Genomic DNA, 18,599 nt, shown 5'->3' on the forward strand with positions numbered 1-18,599 from the left:
CTGACCGGCGGCACCAGCGCGAGCGAGGAGGCCCCGGACGGCGCGGCGTCCCGCTCGTCGTGGACGGCGGCCGCCAGCGCGCAGGTGCCGGCCACCTCGCCCGCCAGCCGGGACGCCGCCGGGAAGCCGACGACGTACGACGCCGCGCACATGCTCGACGCCGACCCGGCCACGGCCTGGCGGATGGACGGGAACGGCTCCGGCGCCGTCCTGACCTTCACGCTCGACACCAAGCGGCCGGTCAAGGCCCTCGGTCTCGTCAACGGCTACGCCAAGACCGACCCCGCCACCGGCGCCGACCGCTACGCCCAGGAGCGGCGGATCACCCAGGTGACGTGGCTCGTCGACGGCCGCGAGATCCCGCAGACCCTGGCGGACGGCGTCCGCGAGGCCCAGGTGGTCGAGATCGAGCCGGTGGTCGCCTCGCAGGTGCAGCTGCGCATCGACGCGACGACCGGCCCCGGCGACCCCGTCTTCGACAAGACCGCGATCAGCGACGTGGCCCTGCTGGGGTGAGCCGCCGGTGACCTCGGAGGCAGGCGGCTTCCTCACCCGGCGCTCGGTCGCCGGGGTGTTCGCGCCGGCGCTGGTGTTCGAGATGGGCGTCGGGGCGATCATCCCGATCGTCCCCATCTCCGCCGGCCGGCTGGGGGCGTCGCTGGCGGTGGCCGGGCTGCTCGCGGCGATGCTGGGGATCGGGCAGATCCTCGCCGACCTGCCCGCCGGTGCCCTGGCCGCCCGGGTGGGGGACCGGCGGGCGATGCTCATCGCCGCCGGCATCGCCGTGGTCACCCTCACCGGCGCCGCCCTGGCCCGCGACGTCGTCGTCCTCGCGGTGTGCGTGCTCGCCACCGGCGCGACGAACGCCGTGTTCAACCTCGCCCGGCAGTCCTACCTCACCGTGGTGACGCCGCCCCGCTACCGCGCGCGGGCGCTGTCGACCCTCGGGGGCGCGGGCCGGATCGGCTCCTTCCTCGGGCCCTTCATCGGCGCGGGGCTCGTGCACGTGGCCGGCATCCGCGCCTCGTACTGGCTGGGAGCGGGCCTGGCGCTGGTCGTGGTCGTCGTCGTGCTCGCGGTGCCCGACGTCGCCGGGGCCGAGACGGTGCGCCGGCGCCAGGCCAGCCCCGCGACGCTGCACTCGGTGCTCGTGGGGAACTGGCGGATCTTCGCCACGCTCGGCGTCGGCGTCCTCCTGGTCGGCGCCGTGCGCGGCGCCCGGCAGGTGGTGCTGCCGCTGTGGGCCGAGCACCTGGGCTTCGCGCCGTCCACGACGTCCGTGATCTTCGCGCTCGCCGGCGCGGTGGACATGCTGCTCTTCTACCCGGCCGGCGCGGTGATGGACCGCTTCGGCCGGCTGTGGGTGGCCGTGCCGTCGATGCTCGTCATGGGAGCTGCGCTGCTCGCGCTGCCGACGGTGGGCACGATCGGCGGCGTCGCCGTGGTGGCGGCCGTCCTCGGGTTCGGCAACGGCATCGGCTCCGGCGTGATGATGACCCTCGGCGCCGACACCGCGCCCGCAGCCGTGCGCTCGCAGTTCCTCGGCATCTGGCGGCTGATCCAGGACTCCGGGGCCGGCGCGGGGCCGCTCGTGGTCTCCGCCGGGGCGGCGCTCGGCAGCCTGGGCGCCGGCATCGTGGCGATGGGCGTGGCCGGAGCCGTGGCGGCGGGCGTCATGGGCGCGGCGGTGCCGCGGTGGTCGCCGCACGCCAACCGGCGGACGCGCCGCGCGGCGGGGATCGCCCCCTGAGCCGAGCCGCTGCCGCTGCCGGCCTGCTGCCACCGGCGCCAGCACGGGCAGCGGCCCAGGCCCGTGCCGCGGCGCGGCCGCCGCTCGGCGGTGCTGGAGATCCGCTATCCGCGGACGGGGTGCCTGTTGGGCCAGGACGGCAGGGCTGTGGACGTCGGCTCCCCTGTCGCTGCACCGCCCGGTGGGTCGGGGGGCGCGAAGCTCGCCACTCTGGCGCTGGCGGCCAGGACGAGCGCCAGCGGCAAGAGGTGACCGGCGTCGAGGTCCTCCAGCGCGCACCAGACGAGGATGAACGTGGTGGTGGCCGCGCTGCCGGCCTGCCGGGCGACGACCGCCTTGAGGAGCGTGAGCAGCAGCAGCACGATGACCAGGAGGAGCCCGAGGGCGCCGCCCCGGAACAGCATGCCCAGGTACGTGGAGTGCGTCGCCACGCTCGCCACGAGCTCGGACTCCTGCGGCTTGATGCCGTAACCGAGCAGAGGGTTGTTCGACTCCGTGATCAGCTGCCACGTCCTCGCGTAGATGGCACCCCTCGCCTCCAGCGAGCCCGCTCGGGCGGAGTTGAGGTCGCTGAGGATCTGCCCCAGCGCCGCCGCCGTCCCGATCGCCGCAGCGATGCCTGCGAGGCCGAGGGGCACCAGCAGCACGTAGAACAGTCGTGGGCGCGTGCGCAGGAGCCACACCGCGAGCGCGGCACAGGCTGCCAGTCCCAAGGCGCCGTAGGTGGCGCGGCTCAGGGAGTACCACACAGCGAGCAGCGAGGCTGCGGCGCTCACGGCGAGGAAGAGCGCCCGACGAGACCTGAGCCTGGTGCCGACGACCTTCGAGAGCGCGAGGATGAGCGCGACAGCACCGAGAGCGCCGCTCCAGGTGGGTTGTGCGCTCATCCCTGCCGACCGGAAGGCCTCGCCGCCGAGCCAGTCCAGGTAGATGAGCCGGCCTTCGGCGAAGGCGCGGAAGCCCGATGGGAAGGTCTCCAGCGCGCGGGTGCGCAGCGGCAGCGGGACCTCGAGCGGGTACAACACCCGGGCCATCGCGATGAAGGCCCCCTGGACGGTGCTCAGCCCCAGCACGACGACTTCGAGACGTCCGCGGAAGCGCTCCTCTCGGGCGAGGACGATCAGCGCTGACACCGCCAGCCAGACTGAGACGTTCCCCGCCACCGACAGGACCCGGCCGACGGGGGCCTGGAGCGCCGTCACTCCGATCGACGTGCTCACGAGGAGCACTCCGCTTACCGACACCGCGAGCGCGGCGCTCAGGTCCAGCGCTCTGCGCCTCGCGGCCCAGACGGTGACCAGAGCCAGGAGGGGCCAGTAGGCGCCGGCCAGTCCGGCGCACCAGAGGAACGGGTAGGACGCGAGGACGACCAGCACTGCGCGGTCCCCGTGGTCACCGGCGCGGCTGAGCTCGTCATCCGCAGGACCCTCCTCCGTCTCCGCGAGGGGAAGGGCCGCAGGCGCTGCGTGCTCTGAGCTCTTCGGCGCGCTGTCGACGTGCGCCGGCTGAGCGTCACCAGCCCTGAGCAGGGGCCTACGGCGCATCAGAGCCGACCGAGGTCGTGGCCGCCGCCCGAGCCCGTTCGAAGCCGACGCCGCCCTGGACCATCACGTAGTCCGCCAGTCCCTTCCCGTTGAGGAGCGCCCTCGCTGCGACGAGGGTGTAACGGCGCCACAGGCGACGAGGCTCTCGGACCAGCCGCGCCAGCCAGTTGAGCTTGAGCCTGTAGGCCAGCGCCGGGTAGTACGAGTCGTAGGTGACCTGGTCGAGCCAGCCTCCGCAGGTCAGGACGATAGCCGGGCCAGCGCTCCTGCGTGCCAGGGCCGCCGCGTAGTGGTCCTGCAGTGGCGCTCCCAAGCCGATGACCAGCACATCGAGCTGGAGGGACTGCAAGTGGTCGGCGAGCTCGTCAGGCTCCATGCGACCCTCGTAACCGTCCTGGAGGAAGACCACCTCCGGGTGGGACGGGTACGCGGCCAAGCGTGCAGCCGCACGCTTCAGCTGGTCGGGCTGGCTGCCGAGCAGCCCCACCCTCGGCGCGTGCTTCAGGTCCCGGAGGACCAGCGGGATGACGAGGTCCGCGCTCGTCCGCGGGGTGCGCGGATCGAGCATCAGCCGGAGGAGGGTGCCATCCACACCTACGTGGCTCAGGTGGGACAGGTCCACGGCGGCGGAGTACGAGGCCAGCGCCGAGGCGTGGTTGAACCAGGTAGCCGTGACCGTCTCGCCCTGGGCGTGTCGACGGCAGATGTCCTGGGAGAGGTTCGCCGCCCAGCGGGTTTCCTGGGAGGGCGGCAGCCGGTGCTCCGGCGCTGGCTCCGTCACCGGACGCCGTGGCCACCGGCGCGGTGGCCGGGCCAGGCGCCCAGGAGACGAGCGCGACGGCTCCGCGCCTCTGGGCCTGCGTGGTGGCCTGCGTGGTGGCCTGCTCGTGAGCCCGGATGAGGGCTGCTCGGTGCCAGGTGGCCGTCGACGCCCACTAGGAACGCTCGCCGATCCGTGCGCGCGACGGCAGCCCACCGCGGCTGGGCGGGCCGGCGGGGGCTGGGGCCTTCAGGGAGCTGCACTCGAACAGCACGGCGTTCCGCCCCCTGGTTCTTCCGCTCGGACGTCCTCGACGCCTCGCGCCCGGTGGGGCACGAGGTTGTGGCTCCTCGAGGTCGTTGGACCCTCTCACGCAGTCTCTTCGGCTGACAACCACGCGTGGTGCGTCTGGGTGAGGCTCGTCGGGGCCTGTCAGGGCCTCCGCCAGACCCGCTACGCCACCGGTGTGACGCCGTGGCTGCGGACCGGTCCACCGTGGAAGATGTGATCAGCTCAGCACGGACGAAGAGAGGAGCGTGGTGGTGGTCCCGGTCCCCGGTGCTCCGCAGATGGTGATCCTCAGCTCGGTCCGGTGGAACTTCATGTGGCAGCGCCACCAGGCCATCGCGCGAGCGGCCGCCTCGCTCGGCTTCGAGGTCCTCTTCCAAGATCCGCACCCGCGGGGGCTGCGGCACGTGCTGGCTGCCCTGGCCTCGCACCGAGTGCTCCACCGGTCGACCGCTGCGGCTCCGGGCATGGAGAACCCGGTCCCCGCAGGGGTCACGGTGCGCCACGGTCTGCTGCCGCTGCGCGTCCTGCGCCGGCGCCGTGGGCCCCGCCTCGTCGTCGTCCTGTACCTGCCGTCTCGGCGCGCGTGGAAGGCCGCATTGCGCATGCGGCCAGACGTGCTGGTGTACGACAGCGTCTTGGACTGGAGCACCGTCCCGAGCTCGTACTGGCCGCCCAGGGGGTGGCGTCGCGTCGAGGCGGACATCGCCCGCCGCTCCGCCCGCGGCCAGGTGCTCGTGACGACCGACTCGCCCGAGGTGGCGGCGTCGTGGTCGAGTCGCGGCGCCGTGGTCCGGGTGCTCTCTCCCGTCGCGGACGACGAGTTCACCAGCTACGAGTGGTCTCCACCTCCGGTCGGGGGGCCCGTCGGCTACTTCGGGACGATCCGCTACGAGGACGTCGACGTCGAGTTCCTCGCGCGCCTCGCGTCGCGGGTGCCGCTGCGCATCGTCGGAGTGGCGGACGAGCGGGCCAGCGATGTGCTGCGGCGGGCCTCGGTGGTCGTCGGGGATCCGGTGCCGCTCAGCGATCTCCCGCCCCTGTTGGACCACTGCTCCGCCATGGTGCTCCCCTACCGAGGTGGGGCCCGGGCACGCACGCTGGTTCCCGCCAAGCTGGGGAACGCGCTGGCGACCGGAAGGCCGGTCTTCGTCGCGGGTCTGCAGCTCCCACCCCGCCTCAGGGAACGCGTGATCATGGTCGAGGACGCTCACGAGGTGCGCCCCGGAGCCGCACCCGCCGCCCCTGCGCCGCAGGAGACGTGGAGCGACGTCGTCCGAGCCATGGTGAGCGAGCCCGGTCCGTGCTGATCGAGCCGCGGCTCCCCGTACGGGCGACGTGCCGCGTCGCCCCTTTCCGGGTCGCCGAAACCGCCCTCGGCCTGCACGTGGACGGCCTGGACGAGGGGCGCGATGACCAGGAGCTCGTCGCCGCCACGGCCCGGGTCGCCCTCGTCGGAGGCCCCGAGGGGGAGGCTGGCGGAGCCGCTGCGCGCCTGGACCCTCTGGCGGCGCCCGGGCGGTCCTCGCGACGCACGGGTGCCACGAGGACTGGACGGAGGTGCTCGACGGTGCGTGCACTGCCGAGCCCGGCACCGTCTTCGTCGGGCTGGGGATGCCGCTCGAGGGCGAGTGGGTGCACGACCCCTGGGGGGAGCTGCCCCCGGACCTCGTCGTCACGTGCGCAGGACGGGTCGACTCCGTGGTGGGCGAGGACGTGCGCGCCTGGCGCCGGGTCGCTGCCCAGGGGCTCGAGCGGGCCCTCCGCCTGCGGCACCACCTCCGTCGACTGGCGAGCCGGTGCGCCGCAGGATCCGTCACCGTGCTGCGGCAGCTGCCAGGGCAGGTGCGGTGGCGCTGGCTGACCCTCGCGCAGCCCGGGTGGCGACCGTCCTCTACCTCGCTGCGGCAGGGGTCAGCCTGGTCGGTGGCCTCGTGCGCACGAAGGTGCTGGCGCAGGCCTTCACCCCGGGCGTGGTGGGCGCGGTCGGTCAGCTGTCCACCGTCACCGGTCTCACGGCGGGGCTCGGGTTCCTGTGCCTGTGGTCCGTGGCGACCCGTGAGTTCCGCGCCCTGCGCGAGGACCCGGCCAGGGGCGCCCGCACGGTGGTTACGATCGGGGCGGCCGTCCTCACCGCGACCGCTGTGGTCGCGCTGGCCGTCGCGCTCGCGCCACCTGCACTGGCCTCGCGGCTCGGTCTCGCCGGGGACGTAGTCGGCAAGCCCATGGTCGTGGCGGCCTCCCTGGCAGCAACGGGCTCCTACTTCGCCAACGCGCTCCTGCGAGGCACCGACCGGGGCGCGCAGCACCTCGTCTCCACCGTCGCGGGCGTCGGAGGATCCCTGGCCGTGACCGCGGTGGCAGCCGAGCGCGGGTCAGCGGTCCTCGCGGCGGTCGCGATCGTCGTCGGCTTTGCCGTGCCGGCGCTGGCGGCGGTACCGACCGTGGTGGTCGCCTCCAGGCCACCCGAGGGCGGCCGCGCCCGCCCTCGGGTGGACCCGCACCTCCTGCGCCAGCTCGTCCCCGGCGTGCTGGCGGGACTCCTCCTGCTGGTGAGCCGCAGCGGGGTCGACACCTACGTGCGCGGTCTGGTCGTCAGCGGGCTGGGGCAGACGGCGAACGGGCTGCTGCAGCCGTCCTACCTGCTGATGACGGTCGTCATGCCGCAGGTCAGCACGGTGGTCGCCGCCGGGCTGCTGGCCCAGTGGAGATCCTTGGGTGACGGGCGCCGCCGTTCACGGGAGGCCGTGCTCGCCGTCGCCCTCATCGCGGCGGCGCCGCTCGTGGTCGCGCTGCTCTCTCCCGTCGTCCTCGCGGTGGTGTTCTCTGACGACTTCGTGTCCGCAGCGCCGCTCCTGGCGCTGACCGCCGGTGCTGAGTGCGTCCGCGGCTGCTCGACGGTCCTCGTGTACATCGCCACTGCTGAGCGGTGCGAAGAGCGAGTTCTCGCACCGATCGCCCTCGGGGCGGCGCTCATGCTCACGTGCATGCCGTCGGCGCTGGACAGGTGGGGGGTCGTGGCCGTCCCCGCACTGATGATGCTCGAGTCGCTCGTGGTGACCGGTGCCCTGCTGCTGGTTCTGAGGCGACGCCTGACGCGTGCCGCGCTGTGGAGCCTGCTCGTGCTCGTGCTCGCGTGCGTCGCCCTGGCGGTGCTCGCCGCCCTGCGCTGGGCTGGCGCCAGCTGACCGCGTGCGCCAGGTGCCCTCGCGCTCGGGCGCCTCGGTGAAGGCCGTGGACCCGAGTGCGCCTCTGTGGACGACCCGAGGGCGTCGTCGAGCCCGGTCGCAGACCTCCGACCTTCGAGCTGAGGCAGAGGGATCGTTCGTCACCGGTGGGTCGGGAGCGGTGCCAGCGGGAGTCCTGCTGGGGCACCATGGTCCGTGCGCAGCGCGCGCCGGAGGAGGAACAGGTGCAGGTCAACCAGTCCAGCAAGCTCGCGGACGTCCTCTACGACATCCGCGGCCCGGTGCTGGCCCAGGCCCAGCGCCTCGAGGCCGAGGGCCACCGCGTGCTCAAGCTCAACACGGGCAACCCTGCCATCTTCGGCTTCGACGCGCCCGACGAGCTGCTCGTCGACATGATCCGCGCCCTGCCCTCGGCCCACGGCTACGGAGACTCCAAGGGCCTGCTCTCGGCGCGGCGGGCCGTCGTCCAGTACCACGGGTCCAAGGGGATCACCGGGCTCGACGTCGAGGACGTCTACCTCGGCAACGGCGTCTCGGAGCTCATCGCGATGTCGCTGCAGGCGCTGCTCGACGACGGCGACGAGGTGCTGATCCCCTCGCCGGACTACCCGCTGTGGACGGCGTCGACGAAGCTCGCCGGCGGCACGCCCGTGCACTACGCCTGCGACGAGCAGGCCGACTGGTGGCCCGACCTCGACGACCTCGCCGCGAAGATCACCGACCGCACCAAGGGCATCGTCGTCATCAACCCGAACAACCCCACCGGCGCGGTCTACTCGCGCGAGCTGCTGGAGGGGATCGTCGAGCTGGCCCGTCGGCACGGCCTGATCATCTTCTCCGACGAGATCTACGACAAGATCCTCTACGACGGCGTGGAGCACGTCTCCACGGCGGCGCTGGCACCCGACGTCCTGTGCCTGACCTTCAACGGCCTGTCCAAGGCCTACCGGGTCGCGGGCTTCCGCTCGGGCTGGGTGGTGCTGTCGGGGCCCAAGAAGCACGCCCAGAGCTACATCGAGGGCCTGACCCTGCTGGCCAGCATGCGCCTGTGCGCGAACATGCCGGCCCAGCACGCGATCCAGGCCGCGCTCGGCGGGCACCAGAGCATCAACGACCTGATCCTGCCCGGCGGCCGGCTGCTGGAGCAGCGCGACCGCACGGTGGAGATGCTCAACGCCATCGAGGGCGTCTCCGTGGTCACGCCCAAGGGCGCGCTGTACTGCTTCCCGCGCCTGGACCCGGCCGTGCACCGGGTCGAGGACGACCAACAGCTGGTGCTGGACCTCCTCGTCCAGGAGCGGATCCTGCTCGTGCAGGGCACCGGCTTCAACTGGCCGCGACCGGACCACCTGCGGATCGTCACCCTCCCGCACGTGGAGGACCTCGAGCGCGCCGTCGAGCGCATCGGCGCCTTCCTGCACCGGCGGCGCACGAGCGCCTGACGACGCCCGGCGTCGCTCCCGTCACAGCCGCGTGACTGCCTGTGACATCGGCGGGTGAAAGGCTCACGTCGGCCGCGCTCAGCCCGATGGGGACCGTGCGCGTCCTCCACGGACGGGCCGAGCACAGCGACCTGTGGTGACACCAGGAGACCCCATGGCACACACCAGCGACCCTGCCGAGCCTGAGCGGCGCCAGCTCCAGAACGCCTCCGTCGGCGCGAAGGTCATCGCCTCGCTCCTGCTGGTGGCCGTCGTCGCCGTGGCCGTCGGCGTGCTGGCGGTCGTGAGGATGGGCCACCTCCAGGGCACGCGCGACCTGGAGCTCGGGCACCAGGTGCCCCACATCACCGGGCTGCAGGAGGCGGCGCTGGCCGCGAAGGCGGCCGCCACCGACGAGCGCGGCTTCCTCATCACGGGCGACGCCAGCTTCGAGGAGGAGTTCTCCGGGCGCCACGACACCATCCGGGCCGCGCTGCAGCGCAGCCGGGAGACGGCGGCCGCCGGGCAGACGGCGAGGATCGACGAGGTCTCGGAGGGCATCGACACCTGGTTCGCGGCGGTGGAGGAGGAGTTCGCCCTCAGCGCGACCGATGCCGACGCTGCGCTGGCCCTGGCGATGGGCCCGAACCGCGACCTGCGCAAGGCGTACGAGGCAGGCCTGGCCGAGGCGACCGACGCGGCGGTCGAGGACCTCCAGGCCGGCACCGAGTTCGAGCACACCGTCGTCTCGGCGGAGCGCCAGATCATCGTCCTGCTCGTGGTCGGCGTCGCGGTGGCCCTGTTCGCCGGCCTGCGCGTCGCGCGGCGGATCAGCCAGGCCCTGCGCAGCCACGTCCAGCTCCTCGAGGCGGTCGCTGGCGGCGACCTGCGGGTCGTGGCTGCGGTGGCCTCTCGCGACGACCTCGGTCGCCTCGCGCAGGCGCTCAACGGCACGGTGACCTCGACGCGGGCCGCCGTCGTGGCGATGGCCCAGAACGCCGTCGACGTCTCCGCCGCCGCCGAGCAGCTGACGGCGACGAGCAGCCGGCTCGCGGAGGGCGCGCAGGCCTCGGTGCACGAGCTCCGCGCCGTCTCCTCCGCCGCGGGTGACGTCTCGGCCAGCGTGCAGACCGTCTCCGCCGCCTCCGAGGAGATGGGCGCCAGCATCCGCGAGATCGCCCACAGCACCAGCCAGGCCGCTCAAGTGGCCGGCGAGGCCGTGGCGGTGGCGGACGCCACGAACACCACCATCGTCTCGCTCGGCGAGTCCAGCGACCGCATCGAGGACGTCGTCAAGACGATCACCTCGATCGCGGAGCAGACGAACCTCCTGGCCCTGAACGCCACGATCGAGGCGGCCCGGGCCGGTGAGGCGGGCAAGGGCTTCGCGGTCGTCGCCAACGAGGTCAAGGAGCTGGCGCAGGAGACCGCGCGGGCGACGGAGGACATCGGGCGCCGGGTGCAGGCCATCCAGGCCGACACCTCCGGCGCCGTGACGGCGATCGGGGATATCTCGAACATCATCGTCAGGATCAACGACTACCAGGCCACCATCGCCAGCGCGGTGGAGGAGCAGACCGCGACGACGGCCGAGATGACGCGCAGCGTCAGCGAGGCCGCCGGCAGCACCGCCCAGATCGCTCGCAGCCTCGACGGGGTCTCCGCCGCCGCCACCTCCACCAGCGAGGGCGTCGAGGACGCCCGGGCGGCCGCCGCGAGCCTCGCGGGGATGGCCTCGGCCATGCGCACCCTGGTCGGCCGCTTCCAGTACTGAGGACGGCGACGCTGCCGAGGGCCGAGCAGAGGGGCTCCGTTGCGCGCTCCTCCTGGTGGTCCTCCGCGGCACGACCCAGGGGTCTGGCCCGAGGTGCTCGGCGTGCCTAGGCTCCGCAGGTGATCGCACGGGGGCAGGCACGCGCCGTCGCGCTCGGGATCGCGGTCACGTCGGCCCTGGCCGATGGCCTCAGCGTGGGCGGCTGGTACGCCACCCGGGGTCTCGAGCGCGGGCCGCGCCGTCGGACCCGCCTCGCGCTCGTGGCCGTCCAGTGCGCCCAGGTCGGAGGCGCTGAGGTGGCGTGGGAGCTGACCTCGAAGCCGCCGGGTCTGCGCTCCTCCGGGCAGACCTCTGCGCACGACGTCCGGGCCTTCCAGCGGCTCTTCCTCATCGCCGTGGTGTGGACGGCGCTGCTCGCCGCGGTGGGCCGGCGGGGGCCCGCGGCGCTGGCCCGTCGCGGCGTGCGCTCCCCGCACGCGACCTTCGGGGCGGTGACCGGCGCGTGCTACGCCGCCAGCACCCTGCCGGTGTGGCTGGCGCAGGCCCGCGACCGGGTCGCCGGCCTCTGATCAGCCGAGCGACTGCCGGCGCCAGCGCAGGCGCAGCTTCTCGGCGAACCCCATCCCGGTGAGCGCGAAGACGACGCCGATGGCGATCCCCAATGGCAGCAGCAGGCGGCTGGTCGTCGACCAGGCGGGCTCGTCCTCGAACACCGGCGGCGGCACGTCGGACGCCGCCTGCTTGGTGCCCAGCACCTCCGTGCCGCGCCGCGGCACGGGCGCCGCGGCGGTGCTCTCCTCGGGCGCGCTCAGGGGCTCGGCGACGACGGGCTCGGACACCAGCGCCGACAGCAGCTCTGAGACCGGGGCGATCGGCGCCAGGCCCACGACCGAGATCTCCGGCGCCGAGGACGCCGTGGCGGTGGTCCTGGTCCTCTTCGCCGTGGTCCCGGTCCCGGCCTCCGGCTTCGGCACGGACGTGACGACCGGCTCCGTCAGGGCGCTGGCCGGCAGGGAGGGCGTGGCGGACGGCGTCGGCACCTCGACGACCGGGGCGCTCGCGGTGGGCTCGGGCGCGAGCGGGCCCGCGGGCGTCGCCGGGCCGGTGGGGGTGGGCTGGGCCGTCGGCGGGTCGGTGGGGACCGGCTCGTCGGTGGGTGGGCTCGTCGGGGTGGGCTCGGCCGTGGGCGGGTCCGTGGGGCCCGCCGTCGGCGGGTCTGCGGGGGTGGGTCCCTCGGTCGGGGGGCTGCTCGGGTCGGTGGTCCCGTCGGTCGGCGGGTCGTCCGGGTCGCTGGGCTCGTCGCTCGGGTCGGTGGCGTCGGCCGTGGGCGAGGCGGTGGCGTCGGCCGTGGGCGAGGCGGTCGACGTCGGTCCTTCCGTCGGGGAGTCCGCGAGCGCGAGACCGGCCGGGGCCGCGACCAGCGCCACGATGACGGCGCCCGTCGCCGCGGCACGGCGGGCCGTGGTCCGGGCGCGGGCAGCACCGCAGGTCGTCACGGAGCGTCTCCTCGTGGTCGGAAACCGTCATTGTGGGGTGAGCAGCCCCTGGACGTGCGGATCTCGCCCGTGTCGGCCTCACTACGCTGCCCTGCCATGACCTCCGTGCTGTCCGCCGTCGCCTGGCCGTACGCCAACGGCCCGCGCCACATCGGCCACGTCGCCGGGTTCGGCGTGCCCTCCGACGTCTACAGCCGGTACATGCGCATGGCGGGGCACGACGTGCTCATGGTCTCGGGCACCGACGAGCACGGGACGCCGATCCTCGTCCAGGCCGAGGCCGAGGGGATCACCCCGCGCGAGCTGGTCGACCGCAACAACCGGCTCATCGTCGAGGACCTGCACGCCCTGGGCCTGTCCTACGACCTGTTCACCCGCACCACCACGCGCAACCACTACGCCGTGGTGCAGGAGCTGTTCCGCACCGTGCACCGCAACGGCTACATGGTCGAGCAGACGACGATGGGCGCCATCTCGCCGTCCACCGGGCGGACCCTGCCCGACCGCTACATCGAGGGCACCTGCCCGATCTGCGGGTACGGCAGCGCGCGCGGCGACCAGTGCGACAACTGCGGCAACCAGCTCGACCCGGTCGACCTCATCGACCCCCGCTCCCGCATCAACGGCGAGACCCCGCAGTTCGTGGAGTCCCAGCACTTCTTCCTCGACCTGCCGGCGCTCGCCGAGGCGCTCGGCGAGTGGCTGCACGGGCGCGAGGAGTCGGGCTCCTGGCGGCCCAACGTCATCAAGTTCAGCCTCAACCTCATCGAGGACCTGCGTCCCCGCGCGATGACCCGCGACATCGACTGGGGCATCCCGGTGCCGCTGCCCGGCTGGGAGGACCAGCCCACCAAGCGCCTCTACGTGTGGTTCGACGCCGTGATCGGCTACCTGTCGGCGTCCATCGAGTGGGCCCGCCGGAGCGGTGACCCGGAGGCCTGGCGGAAGTGGTGGTCCTCGCCCGACGCCCGGTCGTCGTACTTCATGGGCAAGGACAACATCACCTTCCACGCCCAGATCTGGCCCGCGGAGCTGCTGGGCTACGACGGCCGCGGAGCGCGCGGGGGAGAGCCGGGGGCGTACGGCTCCCTGGAGCTGCCGACCGAGGTGGTCTCCAGCGAGTTCCTCACCATGGAGGGCGGCAAGTTCTCCTCCAGCCGCGGCGTGGTCATCTACGTGCGCGACTTCCTGGCCCGCTACCAGCCCGACGCGCTGCGCTACTACATCTGCGTCGCCGGGCCGGAGAACCAGGACACCGACTTCACCTGGGAGCAGTTCCGCCGCCGCACCAACGACGAGCTGGTCTCCACCTGGGGCAACCTCGTCAACCGCACCGCCTCGATGATCGCCAAGAACGTCGGCTCGATCCCCGAGCCGGGCGCGCTGACCGCCGAGGACCACGCCGTGCTGGACGCCGTCCGCGGCGGCTTCGCGGTCGTGGGCGACCTCATCGGCAGCCACCGGCAGAAGGCCGCCGTCTCCGAGGCGATGCGCCTGGCCGGCGAGGCGAACAAGTACCTGTCCGACCAGGCGCCGTGGACGCTGCGCAAGACCGACCCCGAGCGCATGCGCACCGTGCTGCACGTGGCGGCCCAGGCCGTGGTCGACCTCAACACGCTGCTCTCGCCGTTCCTGCCGCACTCCTCCCAGGCCGTGCACGAGGCGCTGGGCGGCACCGGGGTCTTCCAGCCGATGCCGACCATCGTCGAGGTCGACGACCTCGACGGCGGGCCGGGCTACCCCGTCATCACCGGGGACTACTCCGCTCCGCCGGCCTGGGCCTCGCGGCCGGTCGTCCCGGGGACGCCGGTCGGGCCGCCGTCGCCGATCTTCACGAAGCTCGACGACGGCATCGTCGAGGAGGAGCTCGCCCGCCTGCGCGGCGAGACCCCGTGAGCCGCTGAGCCGCTGCGCTGCAGCAGGTGTCGCCTCCGGGCACCGGCACGCGGCACCTGCTGCAGCAGACGGCGCCTGCCGCCGTCACCGAGCGCCCGAGCCTGTGGACGGCGGCTGCGGCGTCCGGCGCTGGGGGCGCCACGGTGGGTCCGTGCCGCCGCCCACGTCGCCCACGCCGCTGCCGCCGTCCCTGGCGGAGCGCCCCTTCCTCGTCCGCGAGGCGCTCGCGCTCGGGCTGACCCCGCGCCGGCTGCGCGCCCGCGACCTGCGCGCCCCGCACCGCCAGGTCAGGGTCCCGGCCGCGCTGCCGTGGACGCTCGAGCTGCGGAGCCGGGCCGCGCTCCTGGTCCTGCCCCCGGGCGCGGTCCTCGCCGGCGCCACCGCCGTGGCCCTGCTCGACCTCCCCGCTCCGCTCGGGGCCGGTGACCCGCTGGACGAGCCGCTGCGCGTCGCCGTGCCGCCGCGCGTGGTCCGGCCGCGAGTAGAGGGCGTGGAGGTGAGCCCGCAGGCCCTGGTGCCGACGGCCGCGGTCGTGCGCCGCGGCGGCCTGCCGTGCTCCACCCGGCCTGGGCGTGGGCCGATCGGTGCGACGACCTCGGCCTCCCCGAGGCCGTCGCCCTCGGGGACGCCGTCCGGCGGCGCGCCGACGACGTCGGGGAGGCGCTGCGCGCAGCCCTCGCGCTGGGGAGCCCCGCTGCGCGTGACGCCGCCCTGGAGGCCCTCTTCCTCGTGCGGCACCCTGTGGACTCCCCGATGGAGACCCGCCTGCGCCTCCTGCTGCGCGCCGCCGGGCTGCCCGAGCCGGTGTGCGGGCGCCCCGTCCTCGACGGCGGGCACGAGGTCGCCCGCCCGGACCTCAGCTGGCCCTCGGTGCGCGTCGCCGTCGAGTACGACGGCGCCCACCACCTGACGGCGCGGCAGCGCCAGCTGGACCTCGGGCGCCAGCGCGTGCTCGAGGACCTCGGGTGGAGGGTCGTCGTGGTGACCGCCCAGGACCTGCTGCAGCGGCCGCTGCCGACCACGGCGCTCGTCGAGCGGGTGCTGCGCCAGCGCGGGCTGCGCTGGTGAGCGCCGCTGCAGCACGTGTCGCGTGCCGGGACCCGGACGCGGCGTCTGCTGCAGCCGGCGCACGACGGTGCGGGGCCGTGGCGCACGATGACCCCGTGAGCCTGCCGCAGGGGTATCCGCCGGTCCCCGAGCCGCTGCCGGTGGGCGTCGTCGACGACCACACCCACCTCGACCACCTCAGCGACGCCGACGTCGACGCCCTGCTGGCCGCCGCGGCGGCGGCCGGCGTCCCGCGCGCGGTGCAGATCGGGTGCGACCTGCCCGCGGCGCGCTGGACGGTGCGGGCCGTAGAGCGGTGGCCGCGGCTGCTCGGGGGAGTGGCGGTCCACCCGAACGAGGCCCCGCTCCTCGCCGCGCGCGGCGAGCTCGACGCCGCCCTGGCCGAGGTCGAGGCGCTCGCGGCCCACCCGCGCATCAGGGTCGTGGGGGAGACCGGCCTCGACCGCTTCCGCACCGACTGGTCGGACCCGGCCGCCGCCCGGGCGCAGCGGGAGTCCTTCGCCGCGCACATCGCGATGGCCAAGCGGCTGGGCCGGGTGCTGCAGATCCACGACCGCGACGCCCACGACGACGTCCTCGACCTGCTCGCGGCCGAGGGCGCGCCGGAGCGCACGGTCTTCCACTGCTTCTCCGGCGACGCCGCGATGGCCCGCTCCTGCGCCGAGCGGGGCTGGTACCTGTCCTTCGCGGGCACGGTGACGTTCAAGAGCGCCACCGGGCTGCGGGAGGCGCTCGCGGCCGTGCCGCTGGAGCAGGTGCTCGTCGAGACCGACGCCCCCTACCTCACCCCCGTGCCGCACCGCGGCCGCCCCAACGCCAGCCACCTCGTGCCGCACACGGTGCGGGCGATGGCGGAGGTCCTCGGACGCGACGTGGCCGAGGTCTGCGAAATGCTCACGAACACCGCGGAGTCCGTCTACGGTCCGTGGTGATGTCCAGACAGCGCGTGACCCAGAGCCCGGTCTGCAGCATGCCCCGGCAAAGGAATGGTCAAGGTGCCTTCAACATTCCGCGTGAGCCGGGTTTGAACCTGGTCGAAACGGACATCGTCACCTACCGTCCTTCGACGTCAGCCGGGATCGGAACTGCCCCGGACGTCGACTCCCCGACCGCTGAGATCGCGCTGCCCCGGCAGCGCGGCCGGCGTCGGGCCGAGCCGCCCGCGCGGTCCTCCCGGAGGACTCCTGCGAGCGCTGAGCGTCGTCCGGAGCCCGTACCCGGGCAGATCGACGCTAGGGACCCCGTGCGCTTTCTCCCCACCGGTCGTGCCGCCCGCTTCGCCGGGCAGGCCGTCGTCGTCACCGCTCTCGTCGCCGGAACCGCCGGCTGGGCCGTCAACGACACCACCGTGACCCTCGACGTGGACGGTCACACCGAGGAGGTCCGTCTCTTCGGCCGCTCGGTGGACGCCGTCCTGGCGGCCGCCGACGTGGACGTCACCAGCAAGGACATGGTCGCCCCGGCCGTCGGTGAGGGCGTGGACGACGGTGACACCGTCGTCGTCCGCCACTCCCGCCCGCTGACGCTGACCGTCGACGGCGAGACGCAGACCCACTGGACCACCGCCCTGACCGTGGGCGACGCGCTGTCCGACCTCGACGTGCGCTCCGACGGCGCCCGCCTGTCGGCCTCGCGCTCGGCGGCCCTCGGCCGCGGTGGCATGGCCCTGCAGGTCAGCACCCCCAAGGACGTCCAGGTCCTGGTCGACGGGCAGACCCTGCCGGTGACCAGCACCGCCACCACGGTGGCCGACGCCCTCGCCGAGGCCGGCGTCGCCCTCGGCGAGCTCGACACCGCCTCGGTGCCGACGACCGCGCCCCTCGTCGACGGCCTGGTCGTCACCGTGACGCGGATCGCGAAGAACACCTTCACCGAGGACTCGGAGATCCCCTTCGAGACCCAGGAGCAGGAGAGCGGCGACCTCTTCGTCGGCGAGACCAAGGTCTCCCAGAAGGGCCAGACCGGCACCAAGCGCACCACCCTCGAGGCGACCCTGGCCGACGGCCAGGAGGTCGGCCGCGCGGTGGTCGGCGAGGAGACCGTGGCGGCCCCGGTGGCCAAGATCGTGCTCAAGGGCACCAAGGTGCGCCCGGCCCCCGCGCCGAAGCCGTCCCCGTCCGCCTCCTCGGCGCCCGCCGACGGCGGCTCCTCGGCCCCGGCCCCGGCCGTCTCGAGCGGCAGCAACTGGGACCGCCTCGCGCAGTGCGAGGCCGGCGGCAACTGGTCCATCAACACCGGGAACGGCTACTACGGCGGCCTGCAGTTCTCCGCCCAGTCCTGGAAGGCCATGGGCGGCTCCGGCCTGCCCCACCAGGCCAGCCGCGAGACGCAGATCGCCATGGGCGAGAAGCTCAAGGCCGCGCAGGGCTGGGGCGCCTGGCCCTCCTGCAGCCGCAAGCTCGGCCTCCGCTGAGCGGGCGCTGATCGCCGCAGACTCCACCCGAGACGGCCTGCTGGGCCCCGCCGACGTGCGGGACCTGGCAGGCCGTCTCGGCGTGCGCCCCACCAAGACCCTCGGGCAGAACTTCGTCACGGACGCCGGCACGGTTCGCCGCATCGTGGCCCGCGCCGGCGTGGGTGCGGGCGACGTCGTCGTCGAGGTGGGGCCCGGCCTCGGTTCGCTCACCCTGGCGCTGCTGGACGCCGGGGCGCGGGTGACGGCCGTGGAGATCGACCCCGTGCTCGCCGCGCAGCTGCCGCTCACGGTGGCGCAGCGGCGGCCGGACGCCGTCGAGCGCCTCGAGGTGGTGACCGCCGATGCGCTGTCGGTGACGTCGCTGCCCGGCCCCGAGCCCACCGCCCTCGTGGCCAACCTGCCCTACAACGTGGCCGTGCCGGTGCTGCTGAGCATGCTCGAGCGCTTCGACTCGCTGCGCAGCGCGCTCGTCATGGTGCAGGCCGAGGTGGCGGAGCGGCTCGCGGCGCCCCCGGGCAGCCGCACGTACGGCATCCCCTCCGCCAAGGCCGCCTGGTACGCCGACGTCAGCCTCGCCGGGAACATCGGGCGCACCGTGTTCTGGCCGGTGCCCAACGTCGACTCCGCGCTCGTGCGGCTCGTGCGCCGTGATGCGCCGCCCTCCCGGGTCGGACGGGCGGCGGTCTTCTCCTGCATCGACGCCGCCTTCGCGCAGCGGCGCAAGACGCTGCGAGCCGCCCTGGCGCCGTGGGCGGGCTCACCCGTGCTCGCCGAGCAGGTGCTCCGGGCCGCCGGGGTCGACCCCGGGCTGCGCGGGGAGCGGCTGGCCGTGGGGGACTTCATCCGCATCGCCGAGGCCCGCGCCGCCCTCTCGCCACCTCCTGTGGCGCTCGGTGAGTCGCGCTGACGCACCGTCGTCGGCGTCAGTCGTCCGGCCGACCGAAGGGGGTGCGGGGGATCAGATGGGGGCGCTCGCCCTGTTGCCCTCTCTAGCGGAG

The 18,599-nt window shown here is 74.1% G+C and carries 15 protein-coding genes and 1 pseudogene; 13 read left to right on the forward strand and 3 right to left on the reverse strand.

The window, feature by feature from the left end; all coding sequences use genetic code 11:
* The coding region (locus AC5FZL_RS02075) for an NADase-type glycan-binding domain-containing protein (protein WP_493616908.1) at positions 1-516 on the forward strand (516 nt) is incomplete at its 5' end.
* 7 nt (positions 517-523) lie between these two features.
* On the forward strand, positions 524-1,750 hold the full coding sequence (locus AC5FZL_RS02080) for an MFS transporter (RefSeq protein ID WP_493616909.1): 1,227 nt from the start codon (positions 524-526) through the stop codon (positions 1,748-1,750).
* Between the two features lie 104 nt (positions 1,751-1,854).
* On the opposite strand, the gene AC5FZL_RS02085 is transcribed toward AC5FZL_RS02080, so the two are convergent.
* Together AC5FZL_RS02085 and AC5FZL_RS02090 are read right to left on the reverse strand one after the other, a co-directional pair.
* Complete coding sequence (locus tag AC5FZL_RS02085; RefSeq protein WP_493616910.1) at positions 1,855-2,970, reverse strand: O-antigen ligase family protein; 1,116 nt, start codon at positions 2,968-2,970, stop codon at positions 1,855-1,857.
* A 313-nt stretch (positions 2,971-3,283) separates the two neighbouring features.
* Positions 3,284-4,075 (reverse strand): WecB/TagA/CpsF family glycosyltransferase, encoded by a 792-nt coding sequence (locus AC5FZL_RS02090; RefSeq protein WP_493616911.1) that lies wholly within the window; start codon positions 4,073-4,075, stop codon positions 3,284-3,286.
* Positions 4,076-4,596: 521 nt separating this feature from the next.
* Between AC5FZL_RS02090 and AC5FZL_RS02095 the strand changes: the two genes are divergently transcribed.
* The 6 genes and pseudogenes from AC5FZL_RS02095 (at position 4,597) to AC5FZL_RS02120 (ending at position 11,294) form a co-directional block, all read left to right on the forward strand.
* Entirely contained in the window at positions 4,597-5,652 is a 1,056-nt protein-coding gene (locus AC5FZL_RS02095; protein WP_493616912.1) for a glycosyltransferase family protein, read from the forward strand.
* Between the two features lie 238 nt (positions 5,653-5,890).
* Positions 5,891-6,163, forward strand: a pseudogene (locus AC5FZL_RS02100) (WecB/TagA/CpsF family glycosyltransferase); the annotation flags it as partial.
* A 59-nt stretch (positions 6,164-6,222) separates the two neighbouring features.
* Positions 6,223-7,530: a hypothetical protein gene (locus AC5FZL_RS02105; protein WP_493616913.1), complete on the forward strand. Its 1,308-nt coding sequence runs from the start codon at positions 6,223-6,225 to the stop codon at positions 7,528-7,530.
* Positions 7,531-7,754: 224 nt separating this feature from the next.
* Complete coding sequence (locus AC5FZL_RS02110; RefSeq protein ID WP_493616914.1) at positions 7,755-8,972, forward strand: pyridoxal phosphate-dependent aminotransferase; 1,218 nt, start codon at positions 7,755-7,757, stop codon at positions 8,970-8,972.
* A gap of 154 nt (positions 8,973-9,126) precedes the next feature.
* On the forward strand, positions 9,127-10,725 hold the full coding sequence (locus tag AC5FZL_RS02115) for a methyl-accepting chemotaxis protein (RefSeq protein ID WP_493616915.1): 1,599 nt from the start codon (positions 9,127-9,129) through the stop codon (positions 10,723-10,725).
* A 119-nt stretch (positions 10,726-10,844) separates the two neighbouring features.
* The gene (locus tag AC5FZL_RS02120) at positions 10,845-11,294 is read left to right on the forward strand and encodes a hypothetical protein (protein WP_493616916.1); all 450 of its coding nucleotides are present in this window, start codon (positions 10,845-10,847) and stop codon (positions 11,292-11,294) included.
* Here AC5FZL_RS02120 and AC5FZL_RS02125 read toward each other — a convergent pair whose 3' ends face one another.
* Positions 11,295-12,221 (reverse strand): hypothetical protein, encoded by a 927-nt coding sequence (locus AC5FZL_RS02125; protein WP_493616917.1) that lies wholly within the window; start codon positions 12,219-12,221, stop codon positions 11,295-11,297.
* Between the two features lie 96 nt (positions 12,222-12,317).
* On the opposite strand from AC5FZL_RS02125, the gene metG reads away from it, so the two are divergent.
* From metG to rsmA, 5 genes are all read left to right on the forward strand, one after another.
* The gene (gene metG / locus AC5FZL_RS02130) at positions 12,318-14,117 is read left to right on the forward strand and encodes a methionine--tRNA ligase (protein ID WP_493616918.1); all 1,800 of its coding nucleotides are present in this window, start codon (positions 12,318-12,320) and stop codon (positions 14,115-14,117) included.
* A gap of 552 nt (positions 14,118-14,669) precedes the next feature.
* Entirely contained in the window at positions 14,670-15,185 is a 516-nt protein-coding gene (locus tag AC5FZL_RS02135) for an endonuclease domain-containing protein (protein WP_493616919.1), read from the forward strand.
* A 95-nt stretch (positions 15,186-15,280) separates the two neighbouring features.
* Positions 15,281-16,117: a TatD family hydrolase gene (locus AC5FZL_RS02140; RefSeq protein ID WP_493616920.1), complete on the forward strand. Its 837-nt coding sequence runs from the start codon at positions 15,281-15,283 to the stop codon at positions 16,115-16,117.
* A gap of 311 nt (positions 16,118-16,428) precedes the next feature.
* Positions 16,429-17,598: a resuscitation-promoting factor gene (locus tag AC5FZL_RS02145; protein WP_493616921.1), complete on the forward strand. Its 1,170-nt coding sequence runs from the start codon at positions 16,429-16,431 to the stop codon at positions 17,596-17,598.
* Between the two features lie 10 nt (positions 17,599-17,608).
* Positions 17,609-18,508, forward strand: a complete 900-nt coding sequence (gene rsmA / locus AC5FZL_RS02150; RefSeq protein ID WP_493616936.1) for a 16S rRNA (adenine(1518)-N(6)/adenine(1519)-N(6))-dimethyltransferase RsmA — start codon at positions 17,609-17,611, stop codon at positions 18,506-18,508.
* The last annotated feature ends 91 nt before the right edge of the window (positions 18,509-18,599 follow it).

Source organism: Quadrisphaera sp. DVD1, from assembly GCF_058932755.1.

Excerpts from the sequence above, each read along its gene's own strand:
- AC5FZL_RS02115 (WP_493616915.1), top strand. The coding sequence starts at position 9,127 with ATGGCACACACCAGCGACCCTGCCGAGCCTGAGCGGCGCCAGCTCCAG.
- metG (WP_493616918.1), top strand. The coding sequence starts at position 12,318 with ATGACCTCCGTGCTGTCCGCCGTCGCCTGGCCGTACGCCAACGGCCCG.